Annotated in this window: 18 protein-coding genes; 6 read left to right on the forward strand and 12 right to left on the reverse strand. The window is 46.8% G+C overall.

What is annotated here, in order from left to right; genetic code table 11:
* Positions 1 to 9 precede the first annotated feature (9 nt).
* Together VNM22_13655 and VNM22_13660 are read left to right on the forward strand one after the other, a co-directional pair.
* Positions 10 to 378: a response regulator gene (locus tag VNM22_13655; protein ID HWP48205.1), complete on the forward strand. Its 369-nt coding sequence runs from the start codon at positions 10 to 12 to the stop codon at positions 376 to 378.
* Complete coding sequence (locus VNM22_13660; GenBank protein HWP48206.1) at positions 375 to 1616, forward strand: anion transporter; 1242 nt, start codon at positions 375 to 377, stop codon at positions 1614 to 1616. Before VNM22_13655 ends, VNM22_13660 begins: the two co-directional genes overlap by 4 nt.
* A 69-nt stretch (positions 1617 to 1685) precedes the next feature.
* Here VNM22_13660 and trpC read toward each other — a convergent pair whose 3' ends face one another.
* The 8 genes from trpC to VNM22_13700 form a co-directional block, all read right to left on the reverse strand.
* Positions 1686 to 2471: an indole-3-glycerol phosphate synthase TrpC gene (trpC, locus tag VNM22_13665; protein ID HWP48207.1), complete on the reverse strand. Its 786-nt coding sequence runs from the start codon at positions 2469 to 2471 to the stop codon at positions 1686 to 1688.
* Between the two features lie 70 nt (positions 2472 to 2541).
* Positions 2542 to 3330: a tryptophan synthase subunit alpha gene (gene trpA, locus VNM22_13670; GenBank protein HWP48208.1), complete on the reverse strand. Its 789-nt coding sequence runs from the start codon at positions 3328 to 3330 to the stop codon at positions 2542 to 2544.
* A 116-nt stretch (positions 3331 to 3446) separates the two neighbouring features.
* A complete protein-coding gene (trpB, locus tag VNM22_13675) occupies positions 3447 to 4718 on the reverse strand; it encodes a tryptophan synthase subunit beta (protein HWP48209.1) in 1272 nt (423 codons plus the stop codon).
* Positions 4719 to 5384: a phosphoribosylanthranilate isomerase gene (locus VNM22_13680; protein HWP48210.1), complete on the reverse strand. Its 666-nt coding sequence runs from the start codon at positions 5382 to 5384 to the stop codon at positions 4719 to 4721. It lies immediately after the preceding gene.
* Positions 5385 to 5457: 73 nt separating this feature from the next.
* The gene (gene trpD / locus VNM22_13685) at positions 5458 to 6471 is read right to left on the reverse strand and encodes an anthranilate phosphoribosyltransferase (protein ID HWP48211.1); all 1014 of its coding nucleotides are present in this window, start codon (positions 6469 to 6471) and stop codon (positions 5458 to 5460) included.
* Between the two features lie 83 nt (positions 6472 to 6554).
* A complete protein-coding gene (locus VNM22_13690; protein ID HWP48212.1) occupies positions 6555 to 7205 on the reverse strand; it encodes an O-methyltransferase in 651 nt (216 codons plus the stop codon).
* Between the two features lie 45 nt (positions 7206 to 7250).
* Positions 7251 to 7904, reverse strand: a complete 654-nt coding sequence (locus VNM22_13695) for a histidine phosphatase family protein (protein ID HWP48213.1) — start codon at positions 7902 to 7904, stop codon at positions 7251 to 7253.
* An 82-nt stretch (positions 7905 to 7986) separates the two neighbouring features.
* Positions 7987 to 8292, reverse strand: coding sequence for a hypothetical protein (locus VNM22_13700; protein ID HWP48214.1), 306 nt, complete (start codon positions 8290 to 8292; stop codon positions 7987 to 7989).
* Positions 8293 to 8571: 279 nt separating this feature from the next.
* Here VNM22_13700 and VNM22_13705 point away from each other — a divergent pair, with 279 nt between their 5' ends.
* Positions 8572 to 9693: an alpha/beta hydrolase gene (locus VNM22_13705; protein ID HWP48215.1), complete on the forward strand. Its 1122-nt coding sequence runs from the start codon at positions 8572 to 8574 to the stop codon at positions 9691 to 9693.
* A gap of 1 nt (position 9694) precedes the next feature.
* On the opposite strand, the gene VNM22_13710 is transcribed toward VNM22_13705, so the two are convergent.
* The 4 genes from VNM22_13710 to VNM22_13725 form a co-directional block, all read right to left on the reverse strand.
* Positions 9695 to 10606 (reverse strand): type II secretion system protein GspJ, encoded by a 912-nt coding sequence (locus VNM22_13710; protein ID HWP48216.1) that lies wholly within the window; start codon positions 10604 to 10606, stop codon positions 9695 to 9697.
* Positions 10593 to 11105 carry a prepilin-type N-terminal cleavage/methylation domain-containing protein gene (locus VNM22_13715; protein HWP48217.1) on the reverse strand — a complete coding sequence of 171 codons (513 nt, stop codon included), beginning with the start codon at positions 11103 to 11105 and terminating at the stop codon, positions 10593 to 10595. Before VNM22_13715 ends, VNM22_13710 begins: the two co-directional genes overlap by 14 nt.
* Positions 11102 to 11629, reverse strand: coding sequence for a GspH/FimT family pseudopilin (locus VNM22_13720; GenBank protein HWP48218.1), 528 nt, complete (start codon positions 11627 to 11629; stop codon positions 11102 to 11104). The genes VNM22_13715 and VNM22_13720 overlap by 4 nt, the downstream gene beginning before the upstream one ends.
* 64 nt (positions 11630 to 11693) lie before the next feature.
* Positions 11694 to 12917 (reverse strand): type II secretion system F family protein, encoded by a 1224-nt coding sequence (locus VNM22_13725; protein HWP48219.1) that lies wholly within the window; start codon positions 12915 to 12917, stop codon positions 11694 to 11696.
* Between the two features lie 279 nt (positions 12918 to 13196).
* On the opposite strand from VNM22_13725, the gene VNM22_13730 reads away from it, so the two are divergent.
* The 3 genes from VNM22_13730 (at position 13197) to thrS (ending at position 16976) form a co-directional block, all read left to right on the forward strand.
* A complete protein-coding gene (locus tag VNM22_13730) occupies positions 13197 to 13640 on the forward strand; it encodes a CBS domain-containing protein (protein HWP48220.1) in 444 nt (147 codons plus the stop codon).
* Positions 13641 to 13653: 13 nt separating this feature from the next.
* A complete protein-coding gene (locus VNM22_13735; GenBank protein HWP48221.1) occupies positions 13654 to 15000 on the forward strand; it encodes a CoA transferase in 1347 nt (448 codons plus the stop codon).
* A gap of 155 nt (positions 15001 to 15155) precedes the next feature.
* Positions 15156 to 16976 carry a threonine--tRNA ligase gene (thrS, locus tag VNM22_13740; protein ID HWP48222.1) on the forward strand — a complete coding sequence of 607 codons (1821 nt, stop codon included), beginning with the start codon at positions 15156 to 15158 and terminating at the stop codon, positions 16974 to 16976.
* The last annotated feature ends 81 nt before the right edge of the window (positions 16977 to 17057 follow it).

Below are 17057 nucleotides of genomic sequence, written 5' to 3' on the forward strand. Positions count from 1 at the left end.
CATAAATCTATGGGCAAAGAAACCATTCTTATCATAGATAGTGATCTGATGATTCTCTCCGGAATATCCAAGCTTTTAGAGCGGGAGGGATATCAGGCCTTAACCGCATCCAACGGTTCTGAAGGTATTAAGGTAATTAAGGAAAAACGAATCGATCTTATTATTCTGGATGGAAATTTACTGGAGCTGGAAGAAATAAAAAAACGGAGGGTAAGAAGACGGGTCCAAAATCTTCCGGCCATCATTATGAGACCTCGGGTTGATACCGAGAAACCGAATTCTGCCTCTGTCTTTAAGTCCATTGAATATCTGAATAAGCCTTTCAAGGCAGAAGAGTTGATGACCGTAGTAAAAAGATTTCTTCAACGTTCTACATGACTGTTTTTAAAGCTCTTTTTGTTTTTATTCTGACTTACGTTCTCATCTCGACCCGAGAAGTCCCCGGAATTAAGCTGGATCGTCCGGCTGGAGCCTTATTAGGTGCTGTTCTGATGGTTCTCTTGAAGGTCATGACGCTGGAAGAAGCCTATCGCTCCATCGACTTTAATACCATTACGCTGCTACTGGGGATGATGATCCTCATTGCTTACCTTCGTATGGCCGGGTTTTTCCGATTTCTCTCCTATTGGCTTTTAAGCCACGCTAAGAGCCCTTTTCACCTGTTAATCTCCCTGGTGTTCCTTTCCGGAATTCTGTCAGCCCTGTTTGTTAATGATACCATCTGTATCATGTTGACCCCCCTTCTTTTAACCATCACTTTGATTGCCCGGCTTAATCCGGTCCCTTTTTTAATTGCTCTGGCCACCTCGGCCAATATTGGAAGTGTGATGACCCTTACGGGAAATCCTCAAAATATGCTCATCGGAGTCTTTTCAGGCTGGCATTATGGAAAGTTTATTCTTTACATGCTGCCTGTAGGGCTCATAAGCCTTTTAATTAACGTTTTGGTTATCGCCTTTATGTTCAGAAAGGAAATTCGATGGGATGCCTTCGAGGAATTGCATTTAATTTCCCCTCGGGTGAGTCCAAGACTTTTGGCTAAATCCCTGCTGGTTTCTACATTGGTATTGGTTGGATTTCTGGCTGGCTTTGAGCTTCCCCTGGTAGCCATTGTAGGAGGGGTTGCCATCATCATTTTAGCGAATAAACGTCCCACTCTGGCTTTTAGACAGGTGGATTGGGTTCTTCTTTTATTCTTTTCCGGGCTGTTCGTGGTGGTGGAAGGGGTCAATAAAGTTGGCCTTGTGGAGATAATTCATGAAAAGATTCGTCCCCTCTTTGGAACTTCCTCGACCTGGCAGATCATCAGCTTCAGTTTTTTTTCTATACTTTTATCCAACCTGGTTTCCAACGTCCCCTTCGTTATGCTGGCTAAAGATTGGATCGGTAAGTTTATGAATCCTCAACTCATGTGGCTGGTTTTAGCCATGAGCAGTACATTTGCCGGAAATCTAACCATTGTCGGATCTGTGGCCAATATGATCGTGCTCGAACTTTCTAAAAACGTTGCCCCTATCGGCTTTTGGGAATATTTCAGAGTGGGCTTTCCGGTTACGCTACTTTCCACACTGGCCGGTATTCTGATTTTTATTTTGTATAGCCGGTATCTTTTCTGATTTACCCATTATCCGATGTCTGGAGTTATAGAAATAACGGCGTGTCGGCGGCCGGCCCTACCTGACCGATCATGGACATAGCTCTTTAATTTTGGCTCGGATATCTGGACTTTTCATCAAACTTTCTCCCACCAGAATCCCATGGACCCCCGCCGCCTTCAAAGCCAAAACATCCTCCCGACGGTGAATTCCACTTTCACTTACGATGATGCGATCTTGAGGAATATGGGGTAGAAGGGTAAAGGTTGTTGCCAAATCCGTATAAAAGGTGTTGAGATCCCGGTTATTGATTCCAAGGATAGGAGCTTCCAGAGGAAGTACCCGGTCCAGCTCCGCTCGGGTATGGATTTCAACCAGACAATCCAGGGCAAGGTCTCCGGCCAAAGCCAGAAAATCCTTTAATTGATTATCTTCCAACAGGGCCACAATAAGCAAAATGGCACTGGCTCCAAAGGCCTTCGCTTCATAAATCTGATAACTATCGAAGATGAAGTCCTTACGGAGGAGGGGAAGATGAACGGTTTCGTGGATCTGTTTAAGGTATTCCAGGTCTCCTTGGAAAAAATGCCGGTCTGTCAAGACGGAGATGGCATCGGCCCCACTTTCTTCATAAAGTTTAGCAATCTCAATGGGATTAAAATCAGCCCGAATGATCCCCTGGGAAGGGGAAGCTTTCTTAACCTCGGCAATTAAATGAATATGGGCCGAAGGTCGAAGAGCCGCTCTAAAATTAGAACTTTTATCAACGGCCCTGGCCAGCTCTTTAAGATGGGCCAGGGGAACTTCCTTTTTCCTTTGTTCTAATTCCCTCTTTTTATAGGTAACAATTTTATGTAGAATAGATGGAACGGTCATTTACAGTCGACATGGATGGTAGACCGTAAAGGAAATCCTTGGGTTCCTCTACCGTCCGGAGCTCACTTTCCTAATTTTTTAATTCCCGGATAAATTTTTTTATACCCTCGATTTTCTCCCCTTCAGGCAATTGATTATACAAATTAATCAAGGCACTCCCGACCACTGCAATCTCGGCATGGGGGGCCAGGGCCTGTATATGCTCTTTCTTGGAAATCCCGAATCCTACGGCTAAAGGGAGGTGGATCAACTGCCTGACTCGTTTCAGGTAATCCATCAATTCTGGGGCCAGTTCGGCTCTTGCTCCTGTGATTCCATAACGAGATACAGCATAAACAAATCCCCTGGCATAGTTGGCCAGCATCTTAAGCCGTTTCTCTGTACTGGCCGGAGAGACCACGATAATTGGGGCCAGGCCGTATTGGTTACAGGCTTCGTAATAATGTTCTTCCGACTCCTCATCCGGGGGAATATCCGGTACGATTAAACCCTGAGCCCCGGCTTTGGCCGCATCCTGACAGAACTTTTCAACGCCATAATTAAATATCAGATTATAATATCCCATGAAAAGCAGGGGAGCCTCCATCTCACCGGACAATTGGGACATCACCCGCAGACAATCTCGCATTTTCGTTCCTTGGTCTAAGGAAACCTTGTTCGCTATCAAAATAGTAGGTCCGTCCGCAACCGGATCTGAAAAAGGCATCTGAAGCTCGATCAGATCTGCGCCCGTTTCCTCCATGGCTTTAACCAGGCGAATCGTCTCCTCAAGCCTTGGATATCCCACTACCACATGGGTCATAAGCCCCAATTTACGTTTCTGCCGGAGGGTTTCAAGGGTCTGTAAAAGTTTCCTCATTTTGTCCGTTGCCTGTTGTCCGTTGTAAAGTCTGAAGTCATCCTTTGAATCTTTACCCGCAAAGACCTTTCACCGTTACTTTCCATCCAAAAACAACGAACAACAGATAACTCATTTTACGTTACGTGTTCTGGGTGGTTAACTTTACTTTTCAAAAACTCCTGCCATTTGATATCCTTTAAGGCTTCGGCAATGATAAAGATATCTTTATCTCCACGTCCGGAGAGATTGACGACGATGATTTTATCCCGATCCAGTTTCGGAGCCAGTTTAATGGCCTCTGCTACGGCGTGGGCCGATTCCAATGCCGGAATAATCCCTTCGGTTCGGATTAAGACCTGAAGAGCCTCTAAGGCTTCTTCATCGGTGGCATAGGAAGCCTGAACCCGTCCGGATTCCCACAGGTAGCTGATCTCGGGTCCTACGCCTGCATAATCCAGTCCGGCAGAAACGCTATGGGTTTTCATAATCTGACCGTCTTCATCTTGAAGGAAAAAGGATTTAAATCCTTCCACAACCCCCAATCGGCCTCCTTGAAAGCGGGCCGCATGCTCCCCCGGCCGAATCCCCCGGCCACCTGCTTCAACGCCGATCAGGTGGACCTTTTCCTCATTTAAAAATTCATAAAAAATTCCCATAGCATTACTTCCTCCGCCGACGCAGGCAATAATATAATCCGGAAGTCGCCCTTCTTGTTCCTGGAGCTGTTTTCTCACTTCACGACCCACCACCGATTGAAAATCCCGGACGATGGTCGGATAAGGATGGGGGCCTACGGCACTACCCAGAAGGTAATAGGTATCCCGGACATTCTCAATCCAATCTTTAAGGGCCGCATTTACCGCATCGGTAAGGGTTTTGTTCCCAAAGGTAACCGGTCGAACCTCGGCACCTAACCTCTCCATCCAAAATACATTGGGACGTTGCCGGGCTACATCTACCTCACCCATATAAATCACACATTGAAACCCAAACTTGGCCGCAACCGTAGCCGATGCAAGACCATGCTGCCCGGCCCCTGTCTCTGCAATAATCCTTCGCTTGCCCATCCGTTTTGCCAATAAAGCCTGTCCCAGACAGTGATTGATCTTATGGGCTCCGGTATGATTAAGGCCTTCATTTTTTACATAAATTTTTGCTCCCTGGAGTTGTCGGGAAAGATTGGAACAAAAATAAAGCGGCGTGGGACGTCCTGAATAATGGGTGTAAAGATCGTTTAGCTCTTTATGAAACGCCGGATCCTTTTTGGCCTCTAAATAAGCCGCTTCTAATTCTTCCAGGGCAGGAAAAAGCATCTCCGGTACATAACGCCCTCCATAAATACCAAAATGACCCCGTTCATCCGGTAGAGCTTGATAATTTGTAACTTGAACAGCTATGCTTTTCATCTATCCTGCAGGGTTTGTGATCTGCCGTCCGTTAAGAACTGCGGACTCCCAACCACGAACCCTTTCAACAAATTTCTTAATCTTTGCTGGATCCTTTCGACCCTCGGTTTCAACACCAGAACTTACATCAACAGCCATGGGAGAAGTCTCTTGAATAGCTTTACTGACATTCTCCGGGGTTAATCCTCCCGCCAAGAAAAATGGTTTTTTAAAAGTTAACTTCACTTCCCGGGTAATCCTTTGTAACCGGGTCCAATCAAAAATCTGTCCACTTCCCCCTTGGATGTTATCGAAGAGATAGTAGGGGACGTTTTGTTGATATAATGTTAACTTTGTAGAGTCAAACCCGGGACCCACTCCAAAGGTTTTAATAACCGGTCGGAGGATTTCGCAGCAATACTCTGGGCTTTCCTTGCCATGAAGCTGAACATAATCCAGTTCTACCTGCTCTGCAATCCGATTAACCTCTTCCTGAGGGGAGTCCAGGAACACACCCACAAATTTAACCTGATCCCGGAAAGTCCGGACAATATCCCGAGCGACGATGGGATTTATATAACGCTTGCTGGGTGGATAAAAAACCAACCCCAGAAAATTTACTCCCTGCTCAATACAAAAACCGGCCGTCTCCAGGTCTCGGATTCCGCAGATTTTGATTTGAACCATACCCGTAAGGTGAAAAAATGGAAAGGCCGGGGAAACCCTCCCTTTGCCCTATGCCTTTATCCCTTTTGTTTGGTTAACAATTCCGACTGGCTTCAATGTAAGCTTCTAATTTAGCCCGTGCCTTACCACTTTCTAAGATATCCCGGGCCAGCCCCAACCCCTCTTTAAGATTTTGGACGACTCCATAAACCAGAAATCCGGCTGCTGCATTGAGTAAGACGAGATCTCGTTTAGGGCCTAGATAAGCCCCTTCTAAAATCCCCCGAACGATGAGGACATTTTGATGAACGTCTCCACCGGCTATTTCATCAAAAGTACAACGGGGTATGTTAAAATCCTCTGGCTGCAGGCTATAGCTGTGAATCTCGCCCTGATGTAATTCCCACACCAGGGTTTTACCTGTTAGGGTTATTTCATCTAACCCATCTTCACCATGAACCACCATCACCCGTTGACTCCCCAACTTCCTTAATACTTCTAACATTTTGGTAGCGACATGAGGATTAGAGACCCCCAGGACCTGATATTGGGCTCCGGCAGGATTTGTTAAAGGTCCCAGGATGTTAAATATGGTTCGGATTCCCAGCTCTTTTCGCACCGGAACCACATTTTTCATGGCCGGATGAAAGAGTGGAGCCGAGATAAATCCCAGGTTGGTTTGCTGAAGGCACTTTTCAACTTGAGACGGTCCCAAATTGATTTGAGCCCCGAGACCTTCGACCACATCTAAGCTGCCACATCTTCCCCCTGCTCCCCGGTTACCATGCTTGGCAACTTTAACCCCCCCGGCGGCCAGGATAAAAGCACTGGTTGTTGACACATTAAACCTGGGAAGACCACTTCCTCCGGTACCACAGACGTCCAGAACCGCTCCTTCTACCTGAACTTTCTCACTGAATTCCCGCATAACTTTGGTCATACCGGTGATTTCCTCGACCGTTTCCCCCTTCATGGTCAGGGCAACCAGAAAACCCGCAGTTTGGGAAGGAGTTAACTCTCCAGCCATAATCTGTCGCATGGCCGTTTCCGCATCGTGTTGGCTGAGATCCTGTTTAAGAACGAGACTTTTCAGTAGATCTTGGATCATAAAAAGTCCAAAGCCCAAAGTCCGAAGTCCAGAGTCCAGAGGCTGAAATCCCAAACTCATTTAACCTGGAACTTTGGACCTGTTTAACGTATTTTCAAACTAATGGCTACCCCATCCCGAATGGGAATAATATTAGAAATAAGGGCCTCGGAACGGTAGATGAGCCGGTTATATTCCTGAACGCCCCGGGTACTGGCATCCGGCGCTTTAGGATCGAGCACACGACCGTACCAAAGAACATTGTCGGTGATCAGGAGCCCCCCGGTTCGTAACTTTTTCATGGCCTTCTCAAAAGCCAAAGGATAGCTTTCTTTATCAATATCATTAAAAATCAAATCAAAGGTATCCTGGGTAGCCTCCAGGATAGCTATGGCATCGCCTACTCTAAAATCTATATATTCGGCGATCCCTCCTCGCTTAAAAAATTCCATAGCCTGTTTGGCATTTTCTGCCTTTCCATCGGTGCAAATAATTTTACCCCCGGAGGACCCATCTCCCCTATGATTCATGGCTTTAGCCATCCAATAGGCCGAATAACCGAACCCGGAACCCATTTCAAAAATTTTCCTGGCCCCGGTGAGTCTGACCATTTGATATAATAACCGACCTACCAGAGGACCTACAATGGGAAACCCCCGCGTATATCCTATTTTTTCCATTTCCAGTAATACCTCATCCCGATCCGGGATAAGATCTGTTAGATATTTTTCGATCTCCGGATTCGTAATGTCCATACCACCAGACAATGAAAGACGAAAAGGAAAAGAGAAAAGGAAACATTAACTTTCCCCCTTGGTCTTTTCCCTTTCACCTATGTTAAGATGATGCGTATCATTTAAACAGGTCAGTACCGGGCCCTTTTCGCCGAATTCGAGGATCGTTTTGGCGGCTAAATTTTGTCCGAGTTTTCTGAAATTGGATAATTCCAACTCAATAGCCTTACAAATGATGGTTAAATTTGTAAACTTATGGGCCACCACCACCACGGTTTGGCCTGCATGGGCTTTGTAAATGCGCTCAACAGCCTGCCAGGCACGCTCCTGAAGCTGTACCAAAGACTCTCCTCCCGGTAACACCAGGGTGGCGGGTCGATGAGCCCATTCCCGCATAAGATCGGGATAGTGGGTCAGAAGTTCCTGGGCGGTCAATCCCTCTAACTGACCCTGATTGAGCTCTTTGAGCTGGTCGTCTGCCTGCACAGATAAAGTTCGTGAGGATGTTGCCTGTAACATCCTGGCAATGATTTGGGCCGTCTCGTAAGCCCGTTTCAAAGGGCTTGAATAAATGGCCTGGACAGGTTCCTGTTTTAAAGTCAAAGCCAAAAGTTGGGCCTGTTCCCGACCTCTCGGACTGAGCTCAATATCGCTGAAGCCTTGACAGCGCTGGGTTTCATTCCATAAGGTTTCTCCGTGCCGGACCAAAATTAGCCGCATCTTCTACCTCTACAAAATTTTTTCAGTCCTTATAACCATAAGCGATAATTTTCTAAAACGTCAACGAAAAAATCCAATCCGACTACACAACTTCTACCTCAATGATCGTCCGGGGATTTTGGGGGTCGATCTTTCGAACAATTTGTTGTTCACAAATCGGATTGCGTGAATTAAAAGCAGAACCCCTCAAAACCTTGACAATCGATTCGGCAAGTTGCCTCAAGGAAATTCCCTTTTTCCTGGCGTTACCGATGTAAGTTATTTTTAAAATGGTATCCCCCTTTTGGGGAACAGGCGCTTGAAGCTCCCTTAACCTTTTGATCTCGCTTTTTAATTTACGAAAAGACTGATCCAATATGTCACCGTCTATGATAAATTGATTCTTCATACCTGTACGCTCCCTCATTCTAAGTGCTGCTTAAAATACCACCCGGCTTTAGTTACCGGATAGATTTTATTTTTCTTTCAATATAGCAAATAAAAGGCGAAAGTCAAGGAAGAAAAAGGAAGAAGTGGAGATAAGGAAGCGTAAGCAAAATGAAACCTGTGGCTTCGAAGGGTTTAATTTCTTCTACCTTTTCACCGGGAAAAGGTTGCATAATTACATAGAGGTAATTCTGGTTGACCGTCACCCTTCAACTTTAACCTAAAATGAGGGAGTTATCCTATGCCACATAGATTTCTTCAAAAACTAATCCTTACTCTTTCCGGGTCTTTTTTGTTTGATGGGCGCCTCCACAGGCGAAAAAGGAGACCCACGGGAAATTTAGCCCTTATAGGTCTGTTAGGGGTTCTTCTGCTGGGTAACCGTTTATCCTCTACGACCGGAGTCGAGACCGGGGAAGGAAAGTTCCCCAATTATACTACGGCCCTTGGTATTGCGTTGGAGTCCCTTCCCTATCCTTATCCCGTACATTATCTCTCCCTGGAGATTGAAGGGCAACCTCTCCGAATGGCTTATATGGAGGTACAGCCCTCCGGTACGGGTAATGGACGGGCTGTTGTGCTTTTACATGGAAAGAATTTCTACGGAAGTTACTGGGAGAATACGATCCAGGTCTTATCGAAGGCCGGGTATAGGGTCATTGTCCCGGATCAGATCGGTTTTGGAAAATCAGCCAAGCCCGATATTCATTACAGCTTTGATCTTTTAGCTGCCAACACGGCCCAATTGCTGGACCATCTCAAAGTTGAAAAAGTTGCTGTGGTGGGGCATTCCATGGGTGGAATGCTGGCGGTACGCTTTGCCCGCAACTATCCCCAACGGACTACCCATCTGATATTGGAAAACCCCATAGGGTTGGAAGATTATCGGTTTAAAGTTCCCCCTCTGTCTTTGGAAAAGCTGATTGAAAATGAGATGACCCAGACGCCGGAGAAAATACGGGCTTTTTTTAAACATTATGTGGTAGAGTGGAAACCGGAAATCTACGAACCCTATGTGGAAGTACGTACCCGCATCCTGTTGAGTGGAGAATATCCCCGCTGGGCGAAGTCTTCGGCCTTAACCTATCAGATGATTTACCAGCAACCGGTTCGGCATGAATTTGGTTTAATTGAACCGCCAACTCTGTTAGTTATCGGTCTGGCGGATCGTACGACCCTGGGACGCGGTTCTGTTCCAGAGGAGGTATTGAAAACCCTGGGACAATATCCTGAGTTAGGAAAGGCCGCTGCCAGGGATATTCCCCATTGTAAGCTGGTGGAATTGGAGAATGTAGGCCATATCCCCCATCTGGAGGCCCCGGAGAAGTTTCATGGGGCGTTACTGGATTTCCTAAAATCTTGATTTATTTCTCCTGACCTTCAAATTCCAGGGGTGAATTAGGCGGGCCGACCAGAAGGGGATTGGCATTAGGACCGGTAATGTTAGACTGAGGCGGAGTAACCAGGAGGGGGTTGGCGTTGGGACCGGTAAGATTCGGTTGAAGAAGGGTTGGATTTACAGAAAACGGGTCGGGTTTAGGCTCGATAAGGATAGGAACGGTAAAGGTGATTTCCTCCAGGGATGCGTTTGAAGAGCCGGCTTTTCCTTTACGAGGGAAGCCCAGGGTGACACGAATCGCTTTGGGTAACTGGTTCTTGGACTTTCCATCCCAACTATTAACCCAGCGTCCGGATTGGGGATCTCTTTTGTTCTTTTCATAGTACTCAAACCTGAGCTCAGAAACCTCGGGGTCCAATTCGATGGGATCTCCTAAATCTTTGATTGAAATATCCCCGGTAAATACGATTTTCTCTCTTTTTATCAATCCCCTTTCGTTATCCAGATCATAGTAGACAAACATGAGGCCTCCTCCCCGCTCTCCTTTGGAGCCTTGGACGAGGGTTGTCGTGAAACCCAGGCTATGTTCCTCGCCGTAGAAGATCAAATGAGGTTTTGTATTACCCGCCTTTTGAAATTTGTAAGGATAAAGCGATTTAAGTTGCTGGACCATCTCATCGGTCAGAATCCGAATCTGCTGATACCGTTCCGTCGCTCCCTCCCCTCGCTCCCAGGAAAGGATTCCTATATGGAGGCTACTGGCTATAATAGCCGTAATAAGGCTGAGGATAGAAATGGCAATCAGAATTTCCAGCAAAGTGAATCCCTTCTCAGAAGGGAAAAGCGCAGGGATCGGGGCCATGGCTGTTGCCTCTTTGAGACTTTCATTTTTTGTTCGGGCCCCTGGGGTTATCTGTTGCTTTTTATTTTTTTTCACCTTTCGTCTCATTTTTTGTCAAAACGGTTCGTAAGGTAGTCAATTCTACGTCCCGCGTCTTATTCCCAGAAGACCAGGAGACGGTGACTTTCACCTCAAACATTCTAACCGGAGAAGAGGACTCCTCCTTGTCCAGAGAATAGGGCGTAACCGTTCTTTGCCACCTGTAGCCATCGGAAAATTCCCCGGCCTCCGTGCCTTCCGTCAGGGGATTGAGATCCAATTCTTCTATCAACTCTTGAGCATGGGTCAAAGCCTGGGTATATTCCTTGGAAGAGAGAACCAATCTCAAGTCGTGGGAAAAGACTTCGATGGCCGAAATCAGACCGATACTGAGTATGGTCAGCGCGATGATAATTTCCAGGAGGGTAAACCCCCCCTCCGGCGTCCATGGCTCCTTAGCCGTTGTTTTTTTTCCTTCCCTTAAAAGCCAAAGACGATGAATTGGGTATTTTGAATGGCAGGTGATAAGCCACAAACCACGGACCAAAAAACTCATTTTTTCAGTTTTACCTTCCCGGTCAGGGGATCGACCACGATGGTATGGAGAATATTATAACTATCTTTAAGAATGATCTCTCCCCCGGAGGAGTCTCCACGAGGATAGAACACAATGGCTGCCGTACCCGACGTAATCTCTTTCTTAGGACCCAGCAAGACCTTCTCGATTTTAAGCTGGGCTTCCAGAGGGGTTGCGGTAGCAGGCACCTCAATTTCCTTAGCAGGATTAGAAGAAGAGGCAGGATCCGGACCCTCTACAGGAGCCAGCCAGTAACTATAACTCGTCAGATCTAAGTACACCTGATAGGGTTGTTTCATGGTTACCGCCTGGCTTCTTGCATAGCGTAACGTGGTAGTGAGTTTATTAATGGCCGTCCTCTGTTCCAGGTTGGCAAGACTCTTAAAAAGAGAGGGAGTCACCGTAGCCAGGATGAAAGAGGCAATGACCAAAACTATGACCATCTCAATAAGGGAGAAACCTTTATTTTTTTTTAAATACCGGACACTCCCTTCAAGACCCATAAATCTGTTAATTAATTCTTTTTGCCCGGTACCGTTAGATCTGTTCAAGGTTTTGAGATAGTTTCTAAAAGGGTATATTGCTGATACTAAAAATCGACGTTGCAATGGAGTAGACCAGCAAGCCCACAATCAGTCCCATAATGACGATGATCAAGGGTTCGATGAGTCGAATGAAGCGGTTAAGGGTTCTACGGACCTCCTCGTCGTAAATATCTGCAATTTTAAAGAGCATCTCCACCAATTTTCCGACCTCTTCTCCCACGGCCAGCATGCGTACGGCCATAGGAGGAAAAACCTGACTTTCCCCCAGGGGACGGGAGATGTTTTGGCCTTCTGTGATTCTTTCGCTGATGCCGCGGACTTGAGAAGCTATATAGGTATTCTCGACGACTTCTCGAACGATTTGAAGGGCCGATAATAAAGGAACCCCTCCGGCCATCAAGGTTCCTAAAGTTCGGGAAAACCTGGCTACTTCTTTACCTTGAACGAAATTTTTTACCAGGGGGATTTTTAATTTCCAGCTATCCAGTATTAATTGGATTTCAGGATCTTTTATAAAATGTCGGTAAAGCAGAATACCCGCCAAGAGGGTTCCCAATCCCGCCCACCAGTAACTTTTGATGCCCTCACTCAATAAAATCAATACGGATAAAGTCACGGGCATTTGTTGACCCATATTCTCAAAAATCGTAGCAAATCGTGGAACCACCGTCGTAATCAAGATTCCAATAGCTCCAAGGCTGACCAGGGTAATCAGAATGGGATAAATCAGGGCAGAAATGATCTCTTCCCGAAGTCTTTGGGATCTTTCCAGGAATTCTGCAAGGTAAGAGAGGACCGTACTTAAATTTCCGCCGGCTTCTCCGGATCTCACCATCCGGACATACATCTTGGAGAAGACAGAGGGGTGTTTGGCCAGACTGTCCGAGAAAGTAACCCCTGTGTGGACATCCTCCAGGATTTTTCGAACCAGATTTTGGAATTTTCCCTTTCGGCTCAATTCGACCAGGGTGCTCAGGCTGACATCCAAAGGTACTGCAGCTTCCAGAAGAATAGCCAGTTGTTGGGTAAAGTTTAAAACATCCTTTCCACCAATCCGACCCAGAAGAGACCTTATTCTCCCCTCAGAGGGGAAATCCTCTCGCGTCGCCGAGGGAAGACCGATCTGGATGGGATAGTATCCTTGCTCGTGGAGTCGATCTACCACGACAGATTCATCCCTGGCTTCGATGGTTCCATCGATAATTTTACCTGACGTATCCGTTGCTTTATAAAAGAAAGTAGGCATCCTGGATACTACATATGCCACGGCCCGCATGGCTTGTCAAGTTTTTAGTTTCACCGGGGTCTGTATCCATTAACCGGCTCACGAATTCCCCTTGACAACCCGGCGCCGTTCCTCCATAATTTTAGAATGGAAGCATGTACGCTAAAAACTTCTTCTCCCCGAAGAGTTTACTTTAACACCTGGGAAATCTCAGGTAAAAGGCTTTTCTCGAAAATAGAGGGGTAAGGCCTCTTTGTCCTTAAGAAGACAGGCTTTATCCATAGGCCTAGGGGGTGCGTTATGAAAACCATCAGCGATATTATAAAAGATCAGGTTCCCTGTTCCGTAGCTAAAGATCAAACGGTATTCGAGGTTGCGCGTTACATGACAGATTGTCAGGTAGGAGCGGTACCGGTTGTGGAGGGGGATCGCATCTTAGGCATCTTTTCCGAACGGGATCTCATGACCCGGGTCGTTGTAAAAGAACTGGACCCCAAGTCAACTCCCGTAGGGGATGTCATGACCACCGATGTGGTCGTTATTGATACCAACGAGAGTTACGAAAACTGCATTCGGAAGATGAAGCAGTTAAATTGCCGACATCTTCCGGTGGTATCCCAGGATCGAAAGTTAATCGGAGTTATCTCGCTGAGGGACCTTCTATGGCTGGATAAGATGGAGAAGGAGGAAGAGCTTAAAATGTTGAACGAATACGTATATGGCGTGCCCGTTGCGGCTACTTAATACAGATGGGAGTATGAAGGTATGGGGGTATGAGAGTATGGGAGTATGGAAGTGGGGAAGTGAGGAAGTATGGGGATATAGTCATTCCCCTACTTTCCCACTTCCTCACTCCCACACCCCCATACCCCCACTTCCTCACTTCCCCACTTCCATACTCCCATACTCTCCTTACATGAAACCCCTGGACTATATTCGTGTAGTAGATTTATCCAGAATTTTAGCAGGTCCCTATTGCTCTATGATGTTGGGAGATATGGGTGCCGAAGTTATCAAGATAGAATCCGTTGAGGAAGGGGATGTGACCCGGGGTTGGGGACCTCCGTTTATCCAAGGAGAGAGTTCTTACTTCCTGAGTATAAACCGGAACAAGAAAAGCCTGACCTTAGACTTGAAACAGAAAGAGGGGCAACAAATTTTAAGGGAACTTATTCAGAAATCCGATGTGATGCTGGAAAACTTTAGACCTGGAGTTCTGGATAAATTGGGATTCGGTTATGAGAGGGTTCGTGAGTTAAATCCCCGGATTATCTATTGTTCGGTTTCCGGATTTGGACATACCGGGCCGAGTAAAGATAAGCCCGGATTCGATCTGGTTCTTCAAGGGGAGGGTGGGATTATGAGTTTGACGGGGGATCCTCAGGGACCTCCCATGAAGGTTGGAGTTTCTCAAGCCGATATGGTCTCGGGGATGCTGGCATTTCATGGGATTCTTCTTGCCTTGTTGGTTAGAGAGCGGACGGGAAGGGGTCAGAAAGTAGATATTTCCATGTTGGACGGTCAGGTAGCCCTCCTCAGCCATCAGGCGGGTATTTACTTTGCTACGGGTAAAGCCCCCATGCGAAGGGGAAATGAGCACCCTGCGATTGTGCCTTATGAAACTTATGAAGCGGCCGATGGGTATATCAATATCGCCGTTGGGACAGAAGGGTTATGGGCCAGGTTTTGTGAGGTTATCGAAAGACCGGACTTAAGGGATGATCCCAGGTTCCGACGCAATGCAGACCGGGTTCAAAATCATAAAGAGCTTAATTCCATTCTCAATCCCCTTTTTAAAGGAAAAAGGGTCCAGGAGTGGATCCTTAAACTGGAAGCCGCCGGAATCCCTTGCGGTCGAATTAAAAATGTAGCCGAAGTCTGTCAGGATCCGCAAGTTCTGGCTCGGGAGATGATTGTCTCCCTGCCACACCCGACCGTTGGAGAGGTGAAAATGACCGGGATTCCTATTAAATTATCCGAAACTCCTGGAGCCATAGAGTTACCACCTCCCCTGTTGGGGCAACATACAGAAGAAATCCTACAGCAGGTGTTAGGTTACAGTGAGGAAAAGATCCGATTGCTGAGAGAGAAAAAGGTGATTTAATCCAGGTTAAAAGTAAGTGCTTATCATAAAGGCCCGGAGCACAATAAGTAAAAAGTATGGGAGTGTGGAAGTGGGGGGGGGATGGGGGTCTTCCATATCCTCCACTTCCACACTCCCATACTCTTCTACTTCCTTCGTGTCCTTTGTGGTGGGCTTTGATTAAAAAGTCAATGGCCAATGAAAAGGAAAAGGTAGATCAACTGAAACCGCTGCGCCATTCGACCTCACATATTATGGCCGAGGCGGTCATGGACTTATTTCCCGGTACGAAGATCGGAATCGGACCAGCCATTGAAAATGGGTTCTACTACGATTTTGAGCTGCCACGCCCGCTTACCCCGGAGGATCTCCCTCGGATCGAAGCACGAATGCGTGAAATTATTCGTGGGAACCATCCTTTTATCCATAGGGAGATGTCCATTGAAGAAGCTCGGGAATATTTCCGGGATCAACCATACAAATTAGAGCTGATCGAAGGAATTGCCAGGGGTGAGTTGGGTACCCATGGGGAAGAAGATGCAAAACCCAGTGAAACGGTCTCCATTTATTCCCACGATCACTTTACAGACTTGTGCGCGGGACCCCATGTGAGTCATACCGGTCAGATTCCGGAAAATGCCTTTAAACTCTTAAGTATTGCCGGAGCCTATTGGCGAGGTAATGAAAAAAACCCACAACTGACAAGGATCTATGGGACCGTCTGGGCCTCCAAAGCCGATCTGGACAGGTATCTCTGGACGTTGGAAGAGGCTAAAAAGCGGGATCATCGTAGGTTAGGAAAAGAATTGCAGTTATTTATTTTACCCGAAGAAGTGGGATCGGGATTGCCCATATGGCTCCCCAAAGGGGCTCAGGTTCGAAAGTTGATCGAAGAATTTGTCTATCAGAATCAGGTCGAGCGAGGGTACCAACATGTTTACTCTCCCCATATCGGCAAAAAACAATTATGGATTACCAGCGGTCACTGGGATTTGTACAGTGATAAGATGTATGCACCCATGGACATCGAGGGGGTAGAATACCTGGTCAAACCCATGAATTGTCCCATGCATATGATGGTGTATAAGTCCCAGTTACGTTCCTATAAAGATCTACCGATTCGGATTGCCGAAACGGCCACGGTGTATCGTCGTGAACAATCTGGTGAATTAACGGGCCTTCTGCGTGTACGCATGATTACCCAGGATGACTCCCATATTTTTGCCCGACCCGATCAAGTTAAGGATGAATTTCTCCATGTGCTGGATCAGGCCCTTTATCAATTTGGTGTATTCGGATTTCAGGAGTTTGAGATGTGGGTTTCGGTCCGGGATCCCCGCAACAAATCCAAGTATTTGGGTGATGATGCCCAGTGGGAAAATGCCGAACGGGCCATCAAAGACGCGCTGGATTCGCGCCATCTGAAATATATTGTCGCAGAAGGGGAAGCCAAGTTTTACGGACCTGCTCTGGACATTATGATTCGGGATGCATTAGGTCGCAAATGGCAGTGTACCACGATTCAGGTAGATTTCCAACTGCCAGAGCGCTTTCAACTGGAGTATATGGACTCCGAAAGTAAACCCCAAAGACCCGTCGTGTTGCATCGGGCTCCGCTGGGTTCCCTGGAGCGCTTTTTTGCAATTCTGATCGAGCAATATGCCGGAGCCTTTCCGGTTTGGCTGGCACCGGTTCAGATAAAAGTTATTACCATCTCAGATCGTCACCGGGATTATGCCTTTCAAGTGGCCTCACGCCTGCAGGCCGAGAAGTTCCGGGTTGAGGTTGATGACCGTTCAGAGCGGATGAATGCAAAGATTCGAGATGCCCAACTCCAGAAGATCCCTTACATGTTAATCGTAGGGGATAAGGAAATGGAGGCCAAAGCCGTTGCCGTCCGTCTGCGTACCGGAGAGGATCTCAAGGCCATGCCCCTGGATGACTTCATTGCACTGGCCCGGCGGGTGGTAGAGGGCAAAAGCCTGGAGTTAAAGTAATCAAGTTTTGGTAGGATTCCGGTGACTTTACCAACTTTTCCACTTGACAACTTTTGGATAGAATGTTACTCTTTTAAAGGT

It is taken from the genome of Candidatus Limnocylindrales bacterium (genome assembly GCA_035559535.1).
Classification (GTDB): domain Bacteria; phylum Moduliflexota; class Moduliflexia; order Moduliflexales; family JAUQPW01; genus JAUQPW01.